The sequence below is a fragment of the Sediminibacillus halophilus genome (assembly GCF_900103695.1).
GTDB classification, from domain to species: domain Bacteria; phylum Bacillota; class Bacilli; order Bacillales; family Amphibacillaceae; genus Sediminibacillus; species Sediminibacillus halophilus.
In genome coordinates this window covers 716,743-733,872 of sequence record NZ_FNHF01000002.1, presented here as the reverse complement: position 1 = coordinate 733,872, position 17,130 = coordinate 716,743, and the positions used below count along the sequence as shown (strand labels likewise).

Genomic DNA, 17,130 nt, shown 5'->3' with positions numbered 1-17,130 from the left:
ATGTTCATTCACCATGATTGCTTGTGTTGTCCTTTCCACTGTAAAAGAGCAGCGAAAGCGATATTCCCCCTAGACTGAAGAAAGATTACCAATCCATTTAAGGGAGGAAATGAGATGGACCGTTTTAATGCATTTATGGAACGTTATTTTATGCCTGTAGCCGGTAAAATGGCAGAGCAGCGTCATTTAAAAGCAATTCGTGATGGAATCATTGCTGTGATGCCGTTATTGATCATCGGCAGTATTTTTCTCATCATCAGTTCCCCGCCAATTCCTTCGTGGGCAGAATTCATGTCACAATACGCTCCTGTATTGAATATTCCGGTCAACGCCACGTTTGGGTTGTTGGGACTGATTGCCGTATTTTCGATTGCTTATAATTTGGCAGTAAGCTACGAAATGGATGGTTTGTCAGCCGGAGTGCTCGCAATCGCAGCATTTTTCGTGGCGACACCATTATCGGAAGAAGGAAATATCCCACTAAATTTAATGGGAAGCGAAGGCCTGTTCATCGCCATCCTCCTGGCTATTTTTACGGTCGAAGTCTATCGTTTTTTTGAAAAAAGAAACATCGTCATCCGTATGCCGGACAGTGTACCGCCTTCCGTTTGGCGTGCGTTCACCGCACTTATCCCTGGAGCGGCCATCATTGCGATTGTCTGGGGCATCGACTTACTGTTAAAGGCTTCATTTGATTTATCACTTCACGGAGTTGTTGGTGCCGTCTTGCGCGAACCGCTGCAAATGGCCGGAGGCAGTCTGTGGGGAGCGATCATCGCGATCATCTTGATTCACCTGCTATGGTCGTTCGGCATTCATGGTATTTCCGTGGTGGCCAGTGTCATGGCCCCGATTTGGTATAGTCTGACAGAGGAAAACGTGGCGGCACACCAGGCTGGAGAAGAGCTGCCAAACATCATCGGTCAGCCATTTATGGCAATCTGGTGGGCTGTCGGTGGTTCTGGAATGGCTTTTGCCTTGACGCTGCTGTTTGTCTGGCGGGCACGTTCCAAGCATCTAAAAGGACTTGGTAGAGGATCGATCGGTGCCAGCTTTTTCAATATCAGCGAACCTGTCATCTTCGGCGCACCGGTAGTGATGAACCCTCTCTTGTTTATTCCATTCATCCTGGCCCCGCTGGCTGTAGGGATCGTCACGTATTTTTCGATGTCGCTCGGTTTGGTAGGAAAGCCTTATGTGATTGTCCCTTGGACCACACCACCTCCGATTTCAGGGATTCTCACGACCGGAGACTGGCGCGGAGGGGTACTAATGCTTTTCAATATCCTGATGGCCATGGTCATCTATTATCCTTTCTTCCGTTTGTATGACAAACAGCTGCTGGCAGAAGAGCAAAACGAGGAAGCAAACAATGCGGAGGGTAATACAACCCCAACTGCCAAGCAAGGATAAGGAGTTTTTTGCCATGGAAACCAAGCGAAAATTGATTGTCAATGCCGATGATTTCGGACTGACTCCTGGTGTATCGGCCGGTATTCTTTATGCACATGAGCATGGCATAGTTTCCAGTACGACGGTGATGGTCAATACGGAATTTGCCAATGAGGCTTTACAGGCAGCGAAGCGTTTTCCTGCATTAGGGATCGGCCTGCACTTTGTGTTGGACGCAGGCCGTCCGCTGTCATCGTCTCCTGGCAGCCTTATGGCCGAAAATGGTGAATTTCTGAAAGGTGAGGAGTTGATTGCCTCTGCCGAGAAGCAGGATGTGAAAGAAGAATTGCAGGCGCAACTCCAGTTTTTACTTGATCAAGGAATCGAGGTAACCCATATCGACAGTCATCACCATATGCATTTGCATATTCCCTGCGCGCTCGAAGCAGTGACCGAAGTAGCAAAGGAATACAAACTGCCGATTCGGACATTCAGTGAAATGGAAATCAAGGAATTCATACGCACTACCGATAGTCTCCGTTATGACTTTTATGGAGAAGATCATATAACCGCTGCATATCTGTTGCAGCTATTTTCAGAACTGGAGCCGGGTGTTACCGAAGTGATGTGCCATCCGGCCTTCATCGATACGTGGCTGGGGAACAAAAGCAGTTATCGATTCACCAGGGCAAAAGAACTGGCACTGCTGACAGACAGCCGAATCAGCGATTGGCTCAATCAACACGAAGTAGGCTTGATCCATTATGGAGGGTTGTAAATGAAGATAGAGGATCTTTCCATGCAAATCATCTTACACGCAGGAAATGCCAAGGCTTATTTACATGAAGCCTTACATGCGGCAAAACATGGACAATACGACGAAATCGAATCGAAGCGGAAACAGGCAGCCGATGAATTGCTGAAGGCTCATAAAATCCAAACATCTTTTTTGCAGGAGGATGCGGTGGAACAGCTGGATACAATGCCAGTCCTGTTGGTGCATGCCCAAGATCATTTGATGACGGTGATGTCGGAGAAGGATTTGATTGAAGAATTGATTTTGTTGCATCAACAACAGCAGGAAACAAACAAAAAGCTAAATCGGTTATGGGAAGCTGTTAATGCTCAGGAACAAAACTAATCCAAGGAGGGGTTTGATGAGAAAAAGCAAAGTTGTGACAGCTGCTGTCGTTTTCCTGTTGTTGCTGGCTGTATCGGCTGCGACTGTCCAGGCAGAAGGAAAGGCAGGAAAAAAGGGGAAGGTCACACCGGGAGTAGAGGTGTTTTTAAAGGACCACCTGGACTGGGTGGAAGGGAAACGGGTGGGCCTGATCACTAATCCTACAGGAGTGGACAGGAACCTTGTCAGTACGAGCGACTTGCTTTATGAACACCCGGATGTTAACTTGACGGCGCTTTTTGGTCCAGAGCATGGTATCCGAGGTGACCAGGAAGCTGGGGAATATGTAGAGTCTTATATTGACGAAAAAACGGGCCTTCCTGTGTATAGCCTTTATGGACCGACATGGAAACCTACGGAAGAAATGTTGGAAGACGTGGATGTCCTGTTATTCGATATCCAAGATATAGGTTCAAACGTGTATACCTATATTTATACTCTAGGCTTTGCCATGGAAGCAGCAGCTGAATACGATAAAGAGGTTATTGTGTTGGACAGGCCCAACCCGATTGGTGGAAACCGGGTGGAAGGACCGCTCCGTTCCGAGGAGACAGTCAGTTTTATGGGAAGGTTTTTACTACCAGTTCGACATGGTATGACAGTCGGGGAGTTGGCGACCATGTGGAATCATGAATACAGCATGGGTGTCGATTTGAAGGTGGCTAAAATGAAAGGCTGGAAACGGACCATGCATTACGAAGATACCGGCCTTCCATGGGTCATGACGTCTCCAAATATTCCGACGCAGGAATCAGCTTATTTATATGCAGGTACTGAATTGGTCGAGGACACTAACCTGTCTACCGGACTTGGAACGACTAAGCCGTTTGAATTGGTCGGCGGTCCGGGAATTGACGGGGAAGCTTTGGCTGCCGAGATGAACAGCCGTGATCTGGCCGGTGTCCATTTCCGCTCTGCTTACTACACGCCGATGTTCGGCAGACATGAGGGGCAGTTGATCGGCGGCGTCCAGGTTCATATCGACGATCCTTCTGAAATCGATTTGGTGGCGCTTGGTCTGCACTTGGTTGATGCCATGCGTGATCAAAAACCAGAGGAATTCGAGATGACATCCAGCTATGCCAACTTGATTGGGGATCCGGATGTACCAGCCATGATTTTGGATGACCAGCCAGTGGAAGAAATCATGTCATCTTGGCAGGATGAATTGGATACGTGGACAAGAGAAGTACGTAACCAGTATTTATTGTACAAACCTTATCCCAAAGGGGCGAAACCTTACAAGGAACAAGGTGTCTTAGGGATTTTGCCGCTGGATGTGTCAGCCTCTCTTGGGGAAAGCGTAGATTTGACGGTAAAAGGATATGATGAACACGGAGAACGACTCGATATCGATGCGACCGAACTTGACTGGACAGTTACTGGTGATATCGGTGAGATAATCGATGGCGTTTTCCATGCTTCGGGAGAAGGCAAAGGAGAATTGAACGTTCGTTTTGGTAAATATACCGCTAAACGGCAGGTGGATGTCTCAACCACTTTGCTGGAAAATATTCGGTATGGGGTGCATGCGGATTACACAAGAGTTGTTTTTGATTTGAATAAAACCATCACTAACTATCAGTTGGAGGAAGAGGATGGAAGGCTGCGCTTAGAAGTTCCATATGGGGAAATCGGCGGAGAACTGGATGATCGTGGTGGAACAATTCAGATTAGCAACAGTCCTGTGGTGGATGATATTGAATACGAGCGGGATGGTGATACCTTTGTAGCTGTCTTTAATTTAAAGACAGGCAGCGTCATTTATGAAACCCCATCGTTTTCGTCGAGGATTGTGGTCGATGTGATGCATTGATTGGGGAACTTATAATGCCAGAAGAACACAAAACCGCTTGGATGCAAAGTCCGAGCGGTTTTGGTGTTTAAAGCAGCAAGGAATACTTTAGTCCGATGTACTATCACAACAGATTGAGAGTTCTATCCCTCAGGACTGCTGGTAGAGGTCCTCTAGATGCCCTACATATCATACCGTACTTTCCAGGTTTCACGTCTTAAAAAACTTTTATTTTTTTCTATCCAACATACTCATTTTCAGCTTCCGTCTTCCCATACAACTAACCCTCATTTTATCTCATGAAAAAATTATTTTATAGGTATTATGCTTTGCTAAAAATTACCGATATATAATATGAAAGGTTTGTCAATCTGGGAAGTAAGGGGTTTTAATAATGAAAGTAAAGCATCGTATTTTTGGCAGCACGGTTCAAAGACAGATTCTGATACCATTTTTAGCAGTACTGATTCTATCCGGCTTAGCCATTAGCTTACAGGGTATGTTAATCATGAACACTGTTAAAGCAGAGATAGAGAACAAGGCAACCCAAATCATTATTCCCATGGGGATAGGGCTGATCCTGACTCTCGTTGTTGCGTCTTTCTTGAGCATTTTATTGGCAAGTAGGATGACCAAGCCTATTAAACAACTTCAGTCCAAAATGAGGCAGGTTGAAGAAGGCGATTTATCAATCGATCTAAAAAATGACCGGACTGATGAAATTGGACAGCTCGCTGCTTCAGTAGATAACATGAAAAACAGAATGAATGTGCTTATTGAAAATGTTGCTTCTGTTTCTGACCATGTCTCCAAGCACAGCCAGGAATTGACGCACTCCTCTTTAGAAGTCAAGCGGGGATCTGAACAAGTTGCCACCACCATGCAGGAACTTGCTTCTGGGGCCGGCTTGCAAGCCGAGCATTCTGGCAAACTATCGCAGGGCATGAAACAGTATAATGAAAGAGTTCGTGAAGCGAACAATAATGGACAGGTAATCTATAATGCTGCAGAGCAAATTATCATGATGGTGAGTGAAGGTACGCAATTGATGGATACGTCAGTTGAACAAATGGAAAAAATAGAATCCATTGTTAAAAACGCTGTAGAAAAGGTACAGGTTTTGGACCAACAATCACAAGAAATCACCAAGCTTGTGTCCGTTATTAAGGATATTGCCGAGCAAACGAATTTGCTAGCATTAAATGCTGCGATTGAAGCAGCGAGGGCAGGAGAACAAGGGAAAGGTTTTGCCGTTGTTGCTGATGAAGTCAGAAAACTAGCCGAACAAGTAAGTAACTCGATCGCAGATATAACTGGCATCGTTGGCAGTATCCAATCAGAATCAAACGCTGTTTCGGATTCCTTGATGAGTGGATACGAAGAAGTGGATCAAGGGTCGACACAAATCCGAAAAACAGGGGATAACTTCAAAAGAATCAGCAGCGCTTTATCCGAAATGGTCGGAAGTGTAATGAGTGTCAATGAAAGTTTGCAAACCATCACCAAAGACAGTGATGCATTGAGTTCGTCGATTAACGAAATCGCAACAATTGCGCAAGAGTCTGCCGCCGGTATTGAACAAACATCGGCGAGCACACAACAAACAAGCAGCTCCATGGAAGAAATAACCAATCAATTTGAACAGATGGAAAGACGCTTAACGGAATTACAACAGTTTACGAAAGATTATCAGTTTACAATTTAAAGACCTGCAAGAAACAGAAAAAGTCATGTTTGAATCGACCTTTTCTGTTTCTTTTTGAATCCGGATTCATCAGGGATGCATGTCCAAGCATTCTCATTATTTCCCCGCCTAATGCGGAAGGCATTTTAAAGGTAATACAAGCATTAGAAGATGACAATTTTCAGAGACAATTGCTGGTAACTGTTTAGAAGATGACGATTTTGTGAAAACAAAGCATATCTTTTTCCGTAACAGCAGGTTTCTATAGCGTATTGGAGGGGGAAACATGTTAAACTAATGGACAAATAGATGGAAAATGGAGGTGCAAAGATGGGAAAAAGGATACTGTTCTTTTTATTGACCAACATTCTGGTCATGACAACCATTGTCATCGTCTGGTCGATTATTACTACGTTCACCGATATTGGCGGTTCGTTTGAAACAGGCGGAAGCGGCTTGGGGATCGATTATGGATCCCTGATGGTATTCAGTCTGCTTGTCGGTTTCATTGGTTCCTTTATGTCGCTGGCCATGTCCCGCTGGGTAGCGAAAAAAATGATGAAAGTCAAAGTCCTCGACCCGGACGGTTCCTTGGCGCCGCAAGAGCGTGCCGTCGTGGAAAAGGTACACCGTCTGGCTCGTGCTGCAGGCTTGGCACATATGCCGGAAGTGGGCATTTATCGATCGGCAGAAGTGAATGCTTTTGCTACCGGACCGACTAAAAAACGCTCGCTTGTCGCTGTATCATCCGGATTATTGCAAACAATGGACGATGCTGCTGTGGAAGGGGTCATTGCCCACGAAATCGCCCACGTTTCCAATGGAGACATGGTGACGATGACGTTGTTGCAAGGGGTAGTCAACACCTTTGTCGTATTTTTGTCGAGAATTGTGGCCATCGTTGTATCTCGGTTGGTTCGTTCGGAAATGCAAACGGTCGTACGGTTTGCAGCGATTATCGTATTTCAAATTCTGTTCTCGATTCTCGGAAGTATCGTGGTCAGTGCATTCTCTCGTTGGCGGGAATATCGGGCCGACCGGGGCGGAGCCGACTTGGCGGGTCGTGACAAAATGGCCCATGCTTTACGTTCGCTGAAATCCTATGTAGACAGAGCTCATCTTGATAATGACCGTACCGATGATGCAGCAATCCAGACAATGAAAATCAACGGCAAAAGCGGTATGGCCAAACTGTTTTCTTCCCATCCGGATCTTGATGAGCGGATTGCCCGTTTGGAACAGCGTTAAACCCTAATGTTATAAAGGCAAAAGCAGCTTGACCCGGGTATCTTTCCTGATAGGTCAAGCTGCTTTTTCATTCTATTGGATATAACAAATTAAAGTTCCTGTGGATAATTATTGGCAGGAACAACCACGTCCAGCTTCAGCGCGCCACCCCATCGAGGTCTTAAGACAAGCCTTTCTGTGGCAAATAACGCCACGTCAAGACTTGTCTTAAGCTGGTCGGGAATGAGCAAGGAACTTGCTTTTGTTCTGGTATATATAGCTCATCAGTTCGTCAGCTGGCAGACGTTGCATGTTTTAATAGCCTGTACAACCGCCACCCGCTGCCAAGCAGTATAGCTAACCCGACAATCAAATAGGAAACGTGAAAGTCATGCCATGCATAGTTAATCGTGATGCCAACTGCCACTAGCAGAATAAGGATGTTATAGCCGACTTGAAACTTCCAAAAACCTTCTGTACTATCCATTTTTCAAGCCCCTTCTAAGCCTATCTGTCTTTCTATTGTATCAAATTAGTCAAAGCAGGAATGGGGCGGAATTTATCGAAATTAATACAGAATATGGAGGAGAGGAGCGAGGAAGGTGAAGTGGACGATAGATGAGCAGGACTTTTCATGGAGGCTGGCTGAAGCAAGCGATTTGGATAGTGTACTGTCTTTGCTTCAACAGGCCGGCCGCTGGCTGCAGACAAAAAATACAACGCAGTGGGATTACTATGTAACAGATTTACAGGGGAATACTGCAGAGGTGAAGGAATCCATCAACCGCCATCATACTTATATTCTGGAGAGCGGCAGAAAAGCGATAGCTTCAATCACATTGGATGATTCACCAAGCGAATGGGATTATTCCATATGGGGAGAGAAAGCGATAGAAGTACCTGCATTATACGTGCATCGTATGGTGGTACATCGTGATTACGCTGGGAAAAATATCGGTGGACGGTTGATGGAATGGGCTAGGGAGGTTGCAAAAGAAAAAGGGAAAAAATGCATTCGCTTTGACTGCCTGGCAAGCAATAGCGGGTTGAACCAGTATTATCAAAAGAGGTACCGGCGGGTTGGTATTGCAAATGTATACGGGCAGCACAGCAAATATGAAATTAGCTTATAGAGTGGGGGAGAAGGGAATGGCGAAGGTGGTCGGATTTGAGATAAGCAGTCAGGAGCCGGAAAAAGCAGTTGAGTTTTATAGAAGGGTATTCGGCTGGGAAATAGCCGAGTCCAACTGGGGATATTGGCCGGTAGCTTCTGAAATCGGTAAGGATGATAGTGGGATAAGCGGAGGGATCAGTAAAGGCCCGGGTGATTTTCCACATGGGACAAGGATTCAAATTGAGGTGGAGTCCATAGACGAGACGCTGTCTGTGGCCCAAAAGTGCGGAGCAATGGTGGTTAGGGAGAAGATGGAGTTTGATACTTTTTTTCTTGCCTATTTAGTTGATCCTACTGGTGTAGGACTGGGGCTTATAGAGAAGAGATAAATGACGGAATAACTGATTCCCTTTTTTCTTAAAAGAAAACTATCTACTTTGTTCTTCGTATAATAGATAAAACGCCTAAATGAGAGAGCGATGGTATTAGACATCTCTCTCTCTCATTTAGGCGTAACGAATTGCTTAAAGGGGGATGGAATGAGAGGCGAAAAGGATTTTTCCACACGTGACTTACCGTATCGAATAAGGCGAGCAGAGGAGGCCGATGCGGAAAAACTGGTGAAAGTCAGGCTGCAAATCGATGGAGAAACCGAAAATATGGATCGGGAGCATGGGGAAGATTACATTGATTCCCTCGGGTTCAAGGAACTTATCAAGGCAGATGAGGAAGCAAAACACAACCTCTTTTTAGTCGCCGAGGTGGGTTCAGACATAGTTGGTTTTTCCAGGTGTGCTGGCAGTCATTTACAGCGTATGGCACATCAGATCGAGTTTGGAGTAGGAGTGCGAAGGGATTTTTGGGGGCATGGAATTGGGAAGAACCTCTTGAGAGAGTCGATTTCCTGGGCAGAAGCGAATAAAATCGTCAAAATGACGTTGCGCGTACTAGAAACCAACTCAGCGGCCATCCAGCTTTACCAAAAGCTTGGTTTCGAAATAGAAGGTGTTTTGAAAATGGACAAACTGCTATCTGATGGTGAGTTCTATGATACTATTTTAATGGCAAGATTTAATTTTGCTTGATTCAAATCTTTCTGCTGCTTTTTGCTAATAACGTTTTAATGCCGACTTGGATGTGAAACATAATAAATTTTTATTGATAATCGATAAACAACGTATTAATATAAAGGCATACCAAACAATTGAGGTGCTGTATGAAAAAAGGAACGACCATCTTTTTAAAAGTGGCAGTCATCGTCATTGGATTGATCATTATTGCATTATGTCTTTGGGTACCCACAGTGGCAAAAGAAGCGGCAGAAATGAATCCGGAGTATGCTTATCTTAGATATCCTGTCTTAATCGGAATTTATATCCCGGTTATTCCGTTTTTTATCGCTTTATATCAGGCATGGAAACTTTTGCGTTACATCGAACATAAACAGGCCTTTTCCCAGCGAGCCGTTCTTGCCCTGAAGCGGATCAAAGGTTGTGGTATCATCATTGGATGCATTTACATAGCTGGAATGCTTTTTCTTATTACCCAAAAGGCATTACATCCAGGTGTTGCATTGATAGGGTTACTGATCGTTTTTGCTTCACTCGTTATATCTGTTTTCTCTGCCGTATTACAAGAATTGTTGGCAAGTGCGCTCAAAATTAAAAAAGAAAACGAATTGACGATTTGAGGTGAAAAGATGGCGATTGTCATTCGCATCGATGTGATGCTGGCTAAACGGAAAATGAGCGTCACAGAACTTTCCGAAAAAGTGGGCATTACCATGGCGAATCTTTCCATCCTGAAGAATGGAAAGGCAAAAGCAGTCCGTTTTTCCACGTTGGAAGGGATTTGCAGAGCCCTGGATTGCCAGCCTGGAGATATTTTGGAGTATATAGAGGAAGAAGGAGACCATACTGAAGAAAAACTGTAGTTTCCACATTTTTTTGGGACTGGAATCGGGCCTTTTTGCTAGCTAATCCGATACTGGAGTACACGTGATGACAATTAAAGTGTGGGGAGGATGTATCATCCCTGCTATTTTGTTTTTATGGAACAAGTCTGGTAAAATGAGTGCAACATTATAGTTATTTTGTTTTCTAGGGTTCCGCGGCATGTTTGCCGGCATGGTCCGAGAGAAAACACACAGCATCCTTGCTGTGACACGGAGGGATAAAAGCCCGGGAGGTACTGTCAATTCAGTTATCTTCCGGGCTTTTTTGTATTGGGAAGGGAACACGCAACTAGGAGGAATCGTATTGAATCAAGAATGGATGAAGGTAATCATAGCGGCATTTTTTGAAGTATGCTGGGTGGTTGGCTTGAAGCACGCTGATAATCTTTGGACTTGGGCAGGGACTGTTTTAGCGATCGTCATTAGTTTTTATCTGCTAGTGAAATCAGGGGAGAAGCTTCCGGTTGGCAGCGCTTATGCCGTCTTTGTCGGTCTTGGTACTGTCGGGACTGTGTTATCCGATATCGTCTTTTTTGGCGAACCGTTTAAACTGGAAAAGATTTTGTTAATCGCCGTTCTGTTAGCAGGCGTCATTGGTTTGAAGTTGGTAGAAGATGAACAGAAAGGAGAGGAAGCTTGATGGCATGGATAGCACTGGTAGTAGCAGGACTGTTTGAAATGTTTGGCGTCACCATGATCAATAAATTGCACAAAGATCATAGCTGGCAGCCATTTGCCTTGCTGATAGTTGGGTTTGCCGGAAGCTTTCTCTTCCTTGCTTATGCTTTGCAAGCTTTGCCGATGGGAACCGCTTATGCTATCTGGACAGGGATAGGCGCGGCAGGTGGTGCGATAACTGGAATGGTTTTATATGGAGAATCAAAACACTGGAAGCGGGTCTTGTTCATCATTATGATTTTGGGTGCTGTGATAGGGTTGAAGTTGGTGTCTTGACGGAAGGTGGTTTAACTGAGAGAGAAAGTAGTTGAAAGATGATCAACTTACGATCGAAGATGATCAAATGACTCGCGAAGTAGATCAATTAACTGCAAAAGAAGATCAACTCTGCTGGAGATACCCCGAAAGGCAGCAGGATTGACCTCCCTTTATGAAGAATTAAAGGGGGGGAGTAGGTTTTACAAAGTAAGATTGATTGGATTCGAAAAAACAGTTAGAAAACTGAAGGATTAGTGCAATATGTGTTGCTTTCCAAGATGTTACAAAGCAGTTATAAAAATTATTCTCGATTAGAAAACTCATCCGAATGGATGTTAGGGAGGCCTCGCTATGGAAAAATTATTCCAATACAACTGGCAAGTTCGTGATGACTGGTTTAATTGGTGTGAAAATGTTCCAGAAGAAGAGTTGTTGAAAAAACGAGTTGGAGGCGTTGGGAGTATCTTATACACGTTATTCCATATCATAGAGGTCGAGCACAGCTGGATTATTTTAGATTTAAGAGGCGATCGGGAGCAGAAAAATCTATCCTTTGAGAAGTATAACAGTTTAAATAAAGTTAGAGAGCTTTCAGAAAAACTTCACAGGGAAGTCGAACCATTCGTAGCTAATTGGACAAACGAAATGGAGGCCCGTCTTTTTTCGGAAACGGATGTCGACGGGAAAACAGTAAGCTTTACGCATGGTGAGATTATGCGCCATGTCATTGCCCATGAAATACACCATATAGGCCAGTTGTCTGTTTGGTCGAGAGAATTAGGAAGGCAACCTGTTACTGCGAACTTGATCAGAAGAGGGCTGTTTACTGACTGACGTTGAACATCTTTGAATAAGAGAAGGCAAAAAATAACCGGCTCCTTTGAAGAAGCCGGCTGCTTTCTATACTTGATCACCATAAGGATCAATTGTTTGAATCGTTCCATCCTCGTTGTATTTCAATTCTGTAAACTTAACGGAGCGCTTATGGTCTACGCCATCAGACAACGAACAATCATGGTAAAACAAATACCATTTATCCCGGAACTGTACAATCGAATGGTGGGTTGTCCATCCAGTGACCGGTTTTAGGATTGTACCTTTGAATTCGAATGGTCCCTCGGGATTTTCGCTTACAGCATATACGATTTTGTGGGTCGTTCCGGTTGAGTAAGAAAGGTAGTAAAGTCCATTGTATTTATGAACCCACGGACCTTCGAAATACCTGCGGTCTTCATCACGTGCGAGAATAGGATTGCCATTTTCGTCCACGATGGAAATTTCTTTTGGCTCCTGTCTAAAGGTAAGCATATCGTCGCTTAATTCTGCGACGATTGGTCCCAATGCTGGTTCGGATGGATCGGGACCCTCAGCATCCGGCTTGAATGTACCGGTCTGCCATTTTTCCAACTGTCCTCCCCAAAGCCCGCCGAAATAGACATACGCTTTGTCGTCGTCATCAACAAAAACAGCGGGGTCGATGCTGAAGCTTCCAGGTATGTAGTTTTCCTCGGCTTTGAATGGTCCTGCAGGATTGGCACTTGTCGCAACACCGATGCGGAAGATGCCGTCGTGATCTCTGGCGGGGAAAAACAAGTAATAGGTGTTGTTTTTATAAGCCGCGTCTGGCGCCCAAAGCTGCCGACTTGCCCATGGGATGTCATCTACGTGAAGCGCTTGGCCGTGATCTACACACGGGCTGTTCATATCTTCCAAAGACAATACATGGTAATCCTTCATTTTATATTGATCGCCATTATCGTTGGAAGGTTCGTTATGATCCAAATCGTGTGAAGGATAAATATATACCTTTCCCTCAAAAACGTGTGCAGAAGGATCTGCAGTAAAAATATGCGTTACCAAAGGTTGATTGGGTTTAACGTTTTCCGTCATACTTTATCCCTCCATCAAATGTAAATGCTTTCACTAGTAGTATAACGGAATTTTGTCACTTTGTACATTGAATAAACTAACTTTATTAATTGAGTGGAAGACTTTTAGTTAGATAAGAGTATGCGGGAGGTGACAGGATGGAAAGACCATTGTTCATTTGGTTGAAAGTAGCGAAGGAAAATATATTTTTGGTAATAGCGGTGATTACTTTGATGGCCTTTTTATATCCTTTTGGTTAGGAATACCATTTTATTACATAAGCGGTGAACTGACACTTGTTGCTCCCATTCTATTTCCTTTAGTTTCCGTCCTGTTATTTTCTGCAGGGTTAATCTATATTAATCTGATGGCTGCAAAGGCAATGGATGATAATAAAGGGCAGCGAAGTGTTTATCAGTGGACATTATATTTTCAGTTTTGCACGATCAGTATCTCCTTTTTCCTTCTGTTGATTGGTTATACTATTGTATTGCTTTCCGTCAACTTTTCTATTTGATTTGCTCGCAAATTTTCATGGTTTTTTTCATTTATATAAGCCGGTATAGCAGAAATCGAGGGTATTTGATCTGGTTATGGTTGAGAGAAGGGAAGCCTTACTACTGAGGTGTCTTTGTATAGAGTCATGCGACCTTTCAAAATTTCCGAATATTAGGAAGGGTATCGCTGCTTATGGAGGCGTTTTTTTGTTCTTTCTTTTTTATGGGAATGGGGTATCGACAGAAAAACATCGAATCTCTATGATTGGCTGGAGGCGGGCATATGTTTGATCGGGGGTTTCGGTGATGGTGTTCGCACTTCGGCAGTAGAAAACGAAGCGTATCCAACCAAAAATGGAGATACGCTTCGTTGGAGATTTTTATTGCACAGCTTCCTTCCGCAAAATATCGTCCACCACATCAGAAATGGTCACATTGTCCAGGGCTTTTTCCATGGCTTGTTCGGCTGCCGAAAACATCGGTGTAATCGTATCCTGGATGTTTCTGCCCACCGTACAATCAGGGTTCGGTTGGTCATGAACACTGAAAAGTTCTTTTTCCTGTACAACCTGGACAGCTTTATAAACATCGTGCAGGGTGATTTCCGAAAGATTCTTTGCCGGTTGTGCGCCGGCAATTCCTGGACGGACGTTGACCAGTCCAGCTTTTTTTAACATGCCGATGATTTTCCGGATAACAGCGGGATTGGTATTGACACTGGCCGCAATAAATTCGGAGGAGTTTGCTTCCCCTTTATTGACTTCCAGCAGTGCTAATATATGGACACCTACAGCAAAGCGGCTGCTGATGGACATTTCTCGTCACCTACCTTGAATAATACAAATCACTCATGTAATTAAATTGATTACAAGTAGATTATACCGCAAAGCACCCAATCATGCGAAGAAACCCTTTCAGTTGACTTATGTGGAACGTGTAACTAAAATGATTACATGTAACCAGCTGTATTACATGTTTTATTTAATAGTTCAGGAGGGATTCGCATGAAAATCGGTATTATTGGCGCAAGCGGTAAGACAGGCGGTCTTATTTTAAAGGAGGCGCTGGACAGAGGGCACGAGGTAACGGCGATTGTGAGAAATGCTGCAAAAATCAGCAATTCGGAGGTTTCCGTCCTCGAGAAAAACATTTTTGATTTAACAGCAGATGACTTCAAGCCATTTGATGTGGTAGTCAATGCATTCAACGCGTCTCCGGGTGAGGAGCACCTTCATGTGGAAGCGGGAAGAGTTCTGATCGAGGCAGCAAAAGGTGCTCCGGATACGAAACTTTTCGTTGTAGGAGGAGCTGGAAGCTTGTTTGTGGACGAAGAGAAAACGACTCGCTTATTCGATACACCTGATTTTCCTGCCGCTTATTTGCCAACAGCTAAAAATGCAGGCCGGAATCTTGAAGATTTAGAGAGCACCAGCAGTATTCAATGGACTTATTTAAGCCCGGCAGCATTCTTTGACCCGGACGGAAAGCGTACTGGTACTTACCAAAAAGGAAAAGACCAGGTCATTCAAAATGCAAATGGCGACAGCTACGTCAGCTACCCTGACTTTGCGATTGCTGTACTGGATGAAATAGAAAACCCAGTACATCCAAACGAACGCTTCACCGTCGTCTCCAACCCAGAGTAAACAGAACCACCAAAAAAGGGACAGACCCCGGAGTATGAATGGGGGACTGTCCCTTTTTTATTTGGGGACTGACCCCATCCCCCGGTTGGGGTCAGTCCCTCTGTGATGGGGTGAACATGTTATAATAATGGGAGTGAGGAGGGGGAATGATGATTAAACATGTTATTTTCGATATGGATGGTACGCTATTTCAAACGGATAGAATTTTGGCCCTTTCATTGGAAGAGACTTTTCAAGATTTACGGAACAGGACATTATGGACCGGGGAAACACCACTTGAAAAGTATCGTAGCATTATGGGAGTGCCGCTTCCAGAAGTATGGAGGACTTTATTGCCTAATCACCCAGAGCCTATCAGGGAACAAACAGATGCTTTCTTTCTTAGTCAATTGATAAGGAACATCAAAAACGGCAAGGGAGCCCTATATCCAGACGTCGGGGAAGTGTTTCATCAATTGGTGGAAAAGGGCTGCAGCATTTACATAGCAAGCAACGGTTTAAAAGAGTATCTTAACGCTATCATAGAATTTTACCAGCTTGATCGCTGGGTGACGGAGACATACAGTATTCAACAAATAGACTCGTTGAATAAGGGAGACTTAGTCAAACAGATTGTCGATAAATATCGGATAGAGGATGGAGCTGTGGTTGGTGACAGGCTATCCGATATCAGAGCTGCTAAGCAAAATGGCTTGGTGTCTATCGGCTGCAATTTTGATTTTGCCCGGGAGGAAGAACTTGCACAAGCAGATACTGTCATTGACGGATTGGCGGAACTGACAACAATCATCCCTTCTTTGGGTAAGCTGCCAGAATCAATGTAATACATATTCTCATAAAAGGGGAAACGTGCAATGCGAACCGTTACATTATCGAACGGAAAGACAGTCGAAGTGGAATGTCTCAGCTGCGCCTTGACCAGTGGAGCAATTGAACCAGACGGGGGCGTAATTGCCGAAACAGAATTTTTCCATGCCCACCAGGATGTCGCCTATCCAATCAAAGGGTTAGTCATCCTCGCTTCCAAGCGGCATTTCAAGGGCATGGATGAACTGACGGAAAAGGAGCGGTTGGATTATATTGACCTGCTTGCAAGGATTCGTAAAGCACAGAGAGACATACTTGGAATTGACTTTGTGTATTATTTTTACAATGAAGATACTACCCATCATTTCCACACATGGATGGTTCCGCGTTATTCATGGATGGAGGCATTCGGCCGCTCGATCGAGTCGGTCAGACCGGTCCTCCTATACGCTCGTAATGAGCGGAACAATGAAGAGAACAGAGCGGAGGCTATGGAAGCGATCAAAGCTTTGAAACATGAATTGAATGGCTGAAAGGGGGAACAGTGGATGAAAACAAGTGATCTTAAAATAGTTCCTATAAATCTGCAAACCCAGAACCCAGTTCATGGCCAAGCAAGTTATCCTTGAAGGATTGTATGATTATTTTGGACATGTCGATCACGGACTCAATGAAGACTTATTGTTTCCATTGGATTATTACCAAGGAAATGACAGAACCCTGTTTACTGGTATATATCGAGGGTTAATTGTATGTACTGGTGGATTAGTCGAAGAGGAAACAAGGATTGGCAGAATCGTCAGAATATCGGTTTTGGATAAATTCAGGAATAAAGGATTTGGCAGAGAAATGGTCACTTTCCTGGAGAAAAGGGCTAAACTCCTTGATTATCAAAAAATTGTGCTGGAAACAAATAAAGCCTGGAGTGGAACGAAAGTCTTTTATCAAAGGATGAATTATAAACAGGCTGGTAACAAACCAGAAATAACTGAATTTTTTAAGGATATTTAGGGGAGGATGAGGGAGATG

General features: G+C 44.2%; 22 protein-coding genes and 1 riboswitch. Of the genes, 19 read left to right on the top strand and 3 right to left on the bottom strand.

Annotation, left to right across the window (positions count from 1 at the left end):
- Positions 1-114 precede the first annotated feature (114 nt).
- The 6 genes from celB (at position 115) to htpX (ending at position 7,299) form a co-directional block, all read left to right on the top strand.
- Positions 115-1,413: a PTS cellobiose transporter subunit IIC gene (celB, locus tag BLR82_RS10505; protein ID WP_074598960.1), complete on the top strand. Its 1,299-nt coding sequence runs from the start codon at positions 115-117 to the stop codon at positions 1,411-1,413.
- Between the two features lie 13 nt (positions 1,414-1,426).
- Positions 1,427-2,170, top strand: a complete 744-nt coding sequence (gene chbG, locus BLR82_RS10500; protein ID WP_074598958.1) for a chitin disaccharide deacetylase — start codon at positions 1,427-1,429, stop codon at positions 2,168-2,170.
- Complete coding sequence (locus BLR82_RS10495; RefSeq protein WP_074598956.1) at positions 2,171-2,533, top strand: PTS lactose/cellobiose transporter subunit IIA; 363 nt, start codon at positions 2,171-2,173, stop codon at positions 2,531-2,533. It abuts the gene before it with no gap.
- 16 nt (positions 2,534-2,549) lie between these two features.
- Positions 2,550-4,388, top strand: a complete 1,839-nt coding sequence (locus tag BLR82_RS10490) for an exo-beta-N-acetylmuramidase NamZ family protein (protein WP_074598955.1) — start codon at positions 2,550-2,552, stop codon at positions 4,386-4,388.
- Between the two features lie 373 nt (positions 4,389-4,761).
- A complete protein-coding gene (locus BLR82_RS10485; RefSeq protein WP_083334802.1) occupies positions 4,762-6,072 on the top strand; it encodes a methyl-accepting chemotaxis protein in 1,311 nt (436 codons plus the stop codon).
- Positions 6,073-6,381: 309 nt separating this feature from the next.
- A complete protein-coding gene (gene htpX, locus BLR82_RS10480) occupies positions 6,382-7,299 on the top strand; it encodes a protease HtpX (protein ID WP_074598953.1) in 918 nt (305 codons plus the stop codon).
- A gap of 271 nt (positions 7,300-7,570) precedes the next feature.
- On the opposite strand, the gene BLR82_RS10475 is transcribed toward htpX, so the two are convergent.
- Positions 7,571-7,765, bottom strand: coding sequence for a hypothetical protein (locus BLR82_RS10475; protein WP_074598951.1), 195 nt, complete (start codon positions 7,763-7,765; stop codon positions 7,571-7,573).
- Between the two features lie 115 nt (positions 7,766-7,880).
- Between BLR82_RS10475 and BLR82_RS10470 the strand changes: the two genes are divergently transcribed.
- From BLR82_RS10470 to BLR82_RS10435, 8 genes are all read left to right on the top strand, one after another.
- On the top strand, positions 7,881-8,411 hold the full coding sequence (locus tag BLR82_RS10470; RefSeq protein ID WP_074598949.1) for a GNAT family N-acetyltransferase: 531 nt from the start codon (positions 7,881-7,883) through the stop codon (positions 8,409-8,411).
- Positions 8,412-8,427: 16 nt separating this feature from the next.
- Entirely contained in the window at positions 8,428-8,781 is a 354-nt protein-coding gene (locus BLR82_RS10465; protein WP_074598947.1) for a VOC family protein, read from the top strand.
- Between the two features lie 150 nt (positions 8,782-8,931).
- On the top strand, positions 8,932-9,477 hold the full coding sequence (locus tag BLR82_RS10460) for a GNAT family N-acetyltransferase (RefSeq protein WP_074598945.1): 546 nt from the start codon (positions 8,932-8,934) through the stop codon (positions 9,475-9,477).
- Positions 9,478-9,608: 131 nt separating this feature from the next.
- Positions 9,609-10,082, top strand: a complete 474-nt coding sequence (locus BLR82_RS10455) for a DUF2975 domain-containing protein (RefSeq protein ID WP_074598943.1) — start codon at positions 9,609-9,611, stop codon at positions 10,080-10,082.
- 9 nt (positions 10,083-10,091) lie between these two features.
- On the top strand, positions 10,092-10,325 hold the full coding sequence (locus BLR82_RS10450) for a helix-turn-helix domain-containing protein (RefSeq protein ID WP_074598941.1): 234 nt from the start codon (positions 10,092-10,094) through the stop codon (positions 10,323-10,325).
- Positions 10,326-10,480: 155 nt separating this feature from the next.
- Positions 10,481-10,581: riboswitch (guanidine-I (ykkC/yxkD leader) on the top strand.
- Between the two features lie 69 nt (positions 10,582-10,650).
- Positions 10,651-10,986, top strand: coding sequence for a DMT family transporter (locus BLR82_RS10445; protein WP_074599146.1), 336 nt, complete (start codon positions 10,651-10,653; stop codon positions 10,984-10,986).
- Positions 10,986-11,300: a DMT family transporter gene (locus BLR82_RS10440; RefSeq protein WP_074598939.1), complete on the top strand. Its 315-nt coding sequence runs from the start codon at positions 10,986-10,988 to the stop codon at positions 11,298-11,300. Before BLR82_RS10445 ends, BLR82_RS10440 begins: the two co-directional genes overlap by 1 nt.
- 333 nt (positions 11,301-11,633) lie before the next feature.
- The gene (locus BLR82_RS10435; protein ID WP_074598937.1) at positions 11,634-12,116 is read left to right on the top strand and encodes a DinB family protein; all 483 of its coding nucleotides are present in this window, start codon (positions 11,634-11,636) and stop codon (positions 12,114-12,116) included.
- Positions 12,117-12,182: 66 nt separating this feature from the next.
- Here the strand turns inward: BLR82_RS10435 and BLR82_RS10430 are convergent, their stop codons facing one another.
- Complete coding sequence (locus tag BLR82_RS10430; protein ID WP_074598935.1) at positions 12,183-13,172, bottom strand: glycoside hydrolase family 43 protein; 990 nt, start codon at positions 13,170-13,172, stop codon at positions 12,183-12,185.
- Positions 13,173-13,329: 157 nt separating this feature from the next.
- On the opposite strand from BLR82_RS10430, the gene BLR82_RS21030 reads away from it, so the two are divergent.
- Complete coding sequence (locus tag BLR82_RS21030) at positions 13,330-13,668, top strand: hypothetical protein (protein ID WP_074598933.1); 339 nt, start codon at positions 13,330-13,332, stop codon at positions 13,666-13,668.
- A 360-nt stretch (positions 13,669-14,028) separates the two neighbouring features.
- Here BLR82_RS21030 and BLR82_RS10415 read toward each other — a convergent pair whose 3' ends face one another.
- Positions 14,029-14,463, bottom strand: a complete 435-nt coding sequence (locus BLR82_RS10415; protein ID WP_074598931.1) for an Rrf2 family transcriptional regulator — start codon at positions 14,461-14,463, stop codon at positions 14,029-14,031.
- Positions 14,464-14,652: 189 nt separating this feature from the next.
- Here BLR82_RS10415 and BLR82_RS10410 point away from each other — a divergent pair, with 189 nt between their 5' ends.
- The 4 genes from BLR82_RS10410 (at position 14,653) to BLR82_RS10395 (ending at position 17,112) form a co-directional block, all read left to right on the top strand.
- Positions 14,653-15,294, top strand: a complete 642-nt coding sequence (locus tag BLR82_RS10410) for an NAD(P)-dependent oxidoreductase (protein WP_074598929.1) — start codon at positions 14,653-14,655, stop codon at positions 15,292-15,294.
- A gap of 149 nt (positions 15,295-15,443) precedes the next feature.
- Positions 15,444-16,118 carry an HAD family hydrolase gene (locus BLR82_RS10405; RefSeq protein ID WP_074598927.1) on the top strand — a complete coding sequence of 225 codons (675 nt, stop codon included), beginning with the start codon at positions 15,444-15,446 and terminating at the stop codon, positions 16,116-16,118.
- A 30-nt stretch (positions 16,119-16,148) separates the two neighbouring features.
- Positions 16,149-16,634 (top strand): HIT family protein, encoded by a 486-nt coding sequence (locus BLR82_RS10400; RefSeq protein ID WP_074598925.1) that lies wholly within the window; start codon positions 16,149-16,151, stop codon positions 16,632-16,634.
- A gap of 73 nt (positions 16,635-16,707) precedes the next feature.
- Entirely contained in the window at positions 16,708-17,112 is a 405-nt protein-coding gene (locus BLR82_RS10395; protein ID WP_074598924.1) for a GNAT family N-acetyltransferase, read from the top strand.
- Positions 17,113-17,130: the final 18 nt, after the last annotated feature.

Coding starts and splice junctions, on each gene's coding strand:
- celB (WP_074598960.1), top strand. CDS start 115: ATGGACCGTTTTAATGCATTTATGGAACGTTATTTTATGCCTGTAGCC.
- chbG (WP_074598958.1), top strand. CDS start 1,427: ATGGAAACCAAGCGAAAATTGATTGTCAATGCCGATGATTTCGGACTG.
- BLR82_RS10495 (WP_074598956.1), top strand. CDS start 2,171: ATGAAGATAGAGGATCTTTCCATGCAAATCATCTTACACGCAGGAAAT.
- BLR82_RS10490 (WP_074598955.1), top strand. CDS start 2,550: ATGAGAAAAAGCAAAGTTGTGACAGCTGCTGTCGTTTTCCTGTTGTTG.
- BLR82_RS10485 (WP_083334802.1), top strand. CDS start 4,762: ATGAAAGTAAAGCATCGTATTTTTGGCAGCACGGTTCAAAGACAGATT.
- htpX (WP_074598953.1), top strand. CDS start 6,382: ATGGGAAAAAGGATACTGTTCTTTTTATTGACCAACATTCTGGTCATG.
- BLR82_RS10475 (WP_074598951.1), bottom strand. CDS start 7,765: ATGGATAGTACAGAAGGTTTTTGGAAGTTTCAAGTCGGCTATAACATC.
- BLR82_RS10465 (WP_074598947.1), top strand. CDS start 8,428: ATGGCGAAGGTGGTCGGATTTGAGATAAGCAGTCAGGAGCCGGAAAAA.
- BLR82_RS10460 (WP_074598945.1), top strand. CDS start 8,932: ATGAGAGGCGAAAAGGATTTTTCCACACGTGACTTACCGTATCGAATA.
- BLR82_RS10455 (WP_074598943.1), top strand. CDS start 9,609: ATGAAAAAAGGAACGACCATCTTTTTAAAAGTGGCAGTCATCGTCATT.
- BLR82_RS10450 (WP_074598941.1), top strand. CDS start 10,092: ATGGCGATTGTCATTCGCATCGATGTGATGCTGGCTAAACGGAAAATG.
- BLR82_RS10440 (WP_074598939.1), top strand. CDS start 10,986: ATGGCATGGATAGCACTGGTAGTAGCAGGACTGTTTGAAATGTTTGGC.
- BLR82_RS10435 (WP_074598937.1), top strand. CDS start 11,634: ATGGAAAAATTATTCCAATACAACTGGCAAGTTCGTGATGACTGGTTT.
- BLR82_RS10430 (WP_074598935.1), bottom strand. CDS start 13,172: ATGACGGAAAACGTTAAACCCAATCAACCTTTGGTAACGCATATTTTT.
- BLR82_RS10415 (WP_074598931.1), bottom strand. CDS start 14,463: ATGTCCATCAGCAGCCGCTTTGCTGTAGGTGTCCATATATTAGCACTG.
- BLR82_RS10410 (WP_074598929.1), top strand. CDS start 14,653: ATGAAAATCGGTATTATTGGCGCAAGCGGTAAGACAGGCGGTCTTATT.
- BLR82_RS10405 (WP_074598927.1), top strand. CDS start 15,444: ATGATTAAACATGTTATTTTCGATATGGATGGTACGCTATTTCAAACG.
- BLR82_RS10400 (WP_074598925.1), top strand. CDS start 16,149: ATGCGAACCGTTACATTATCGAACGGAAAGACAGTCGAAGTGGAATGT.
- BLR82_RS10395 (WP_074598924.1), top strand. CDS start 16,708: ATGGCCAAGCAAGTTATCCTTGAAGGATTGTATGATTATTTTGGACAT.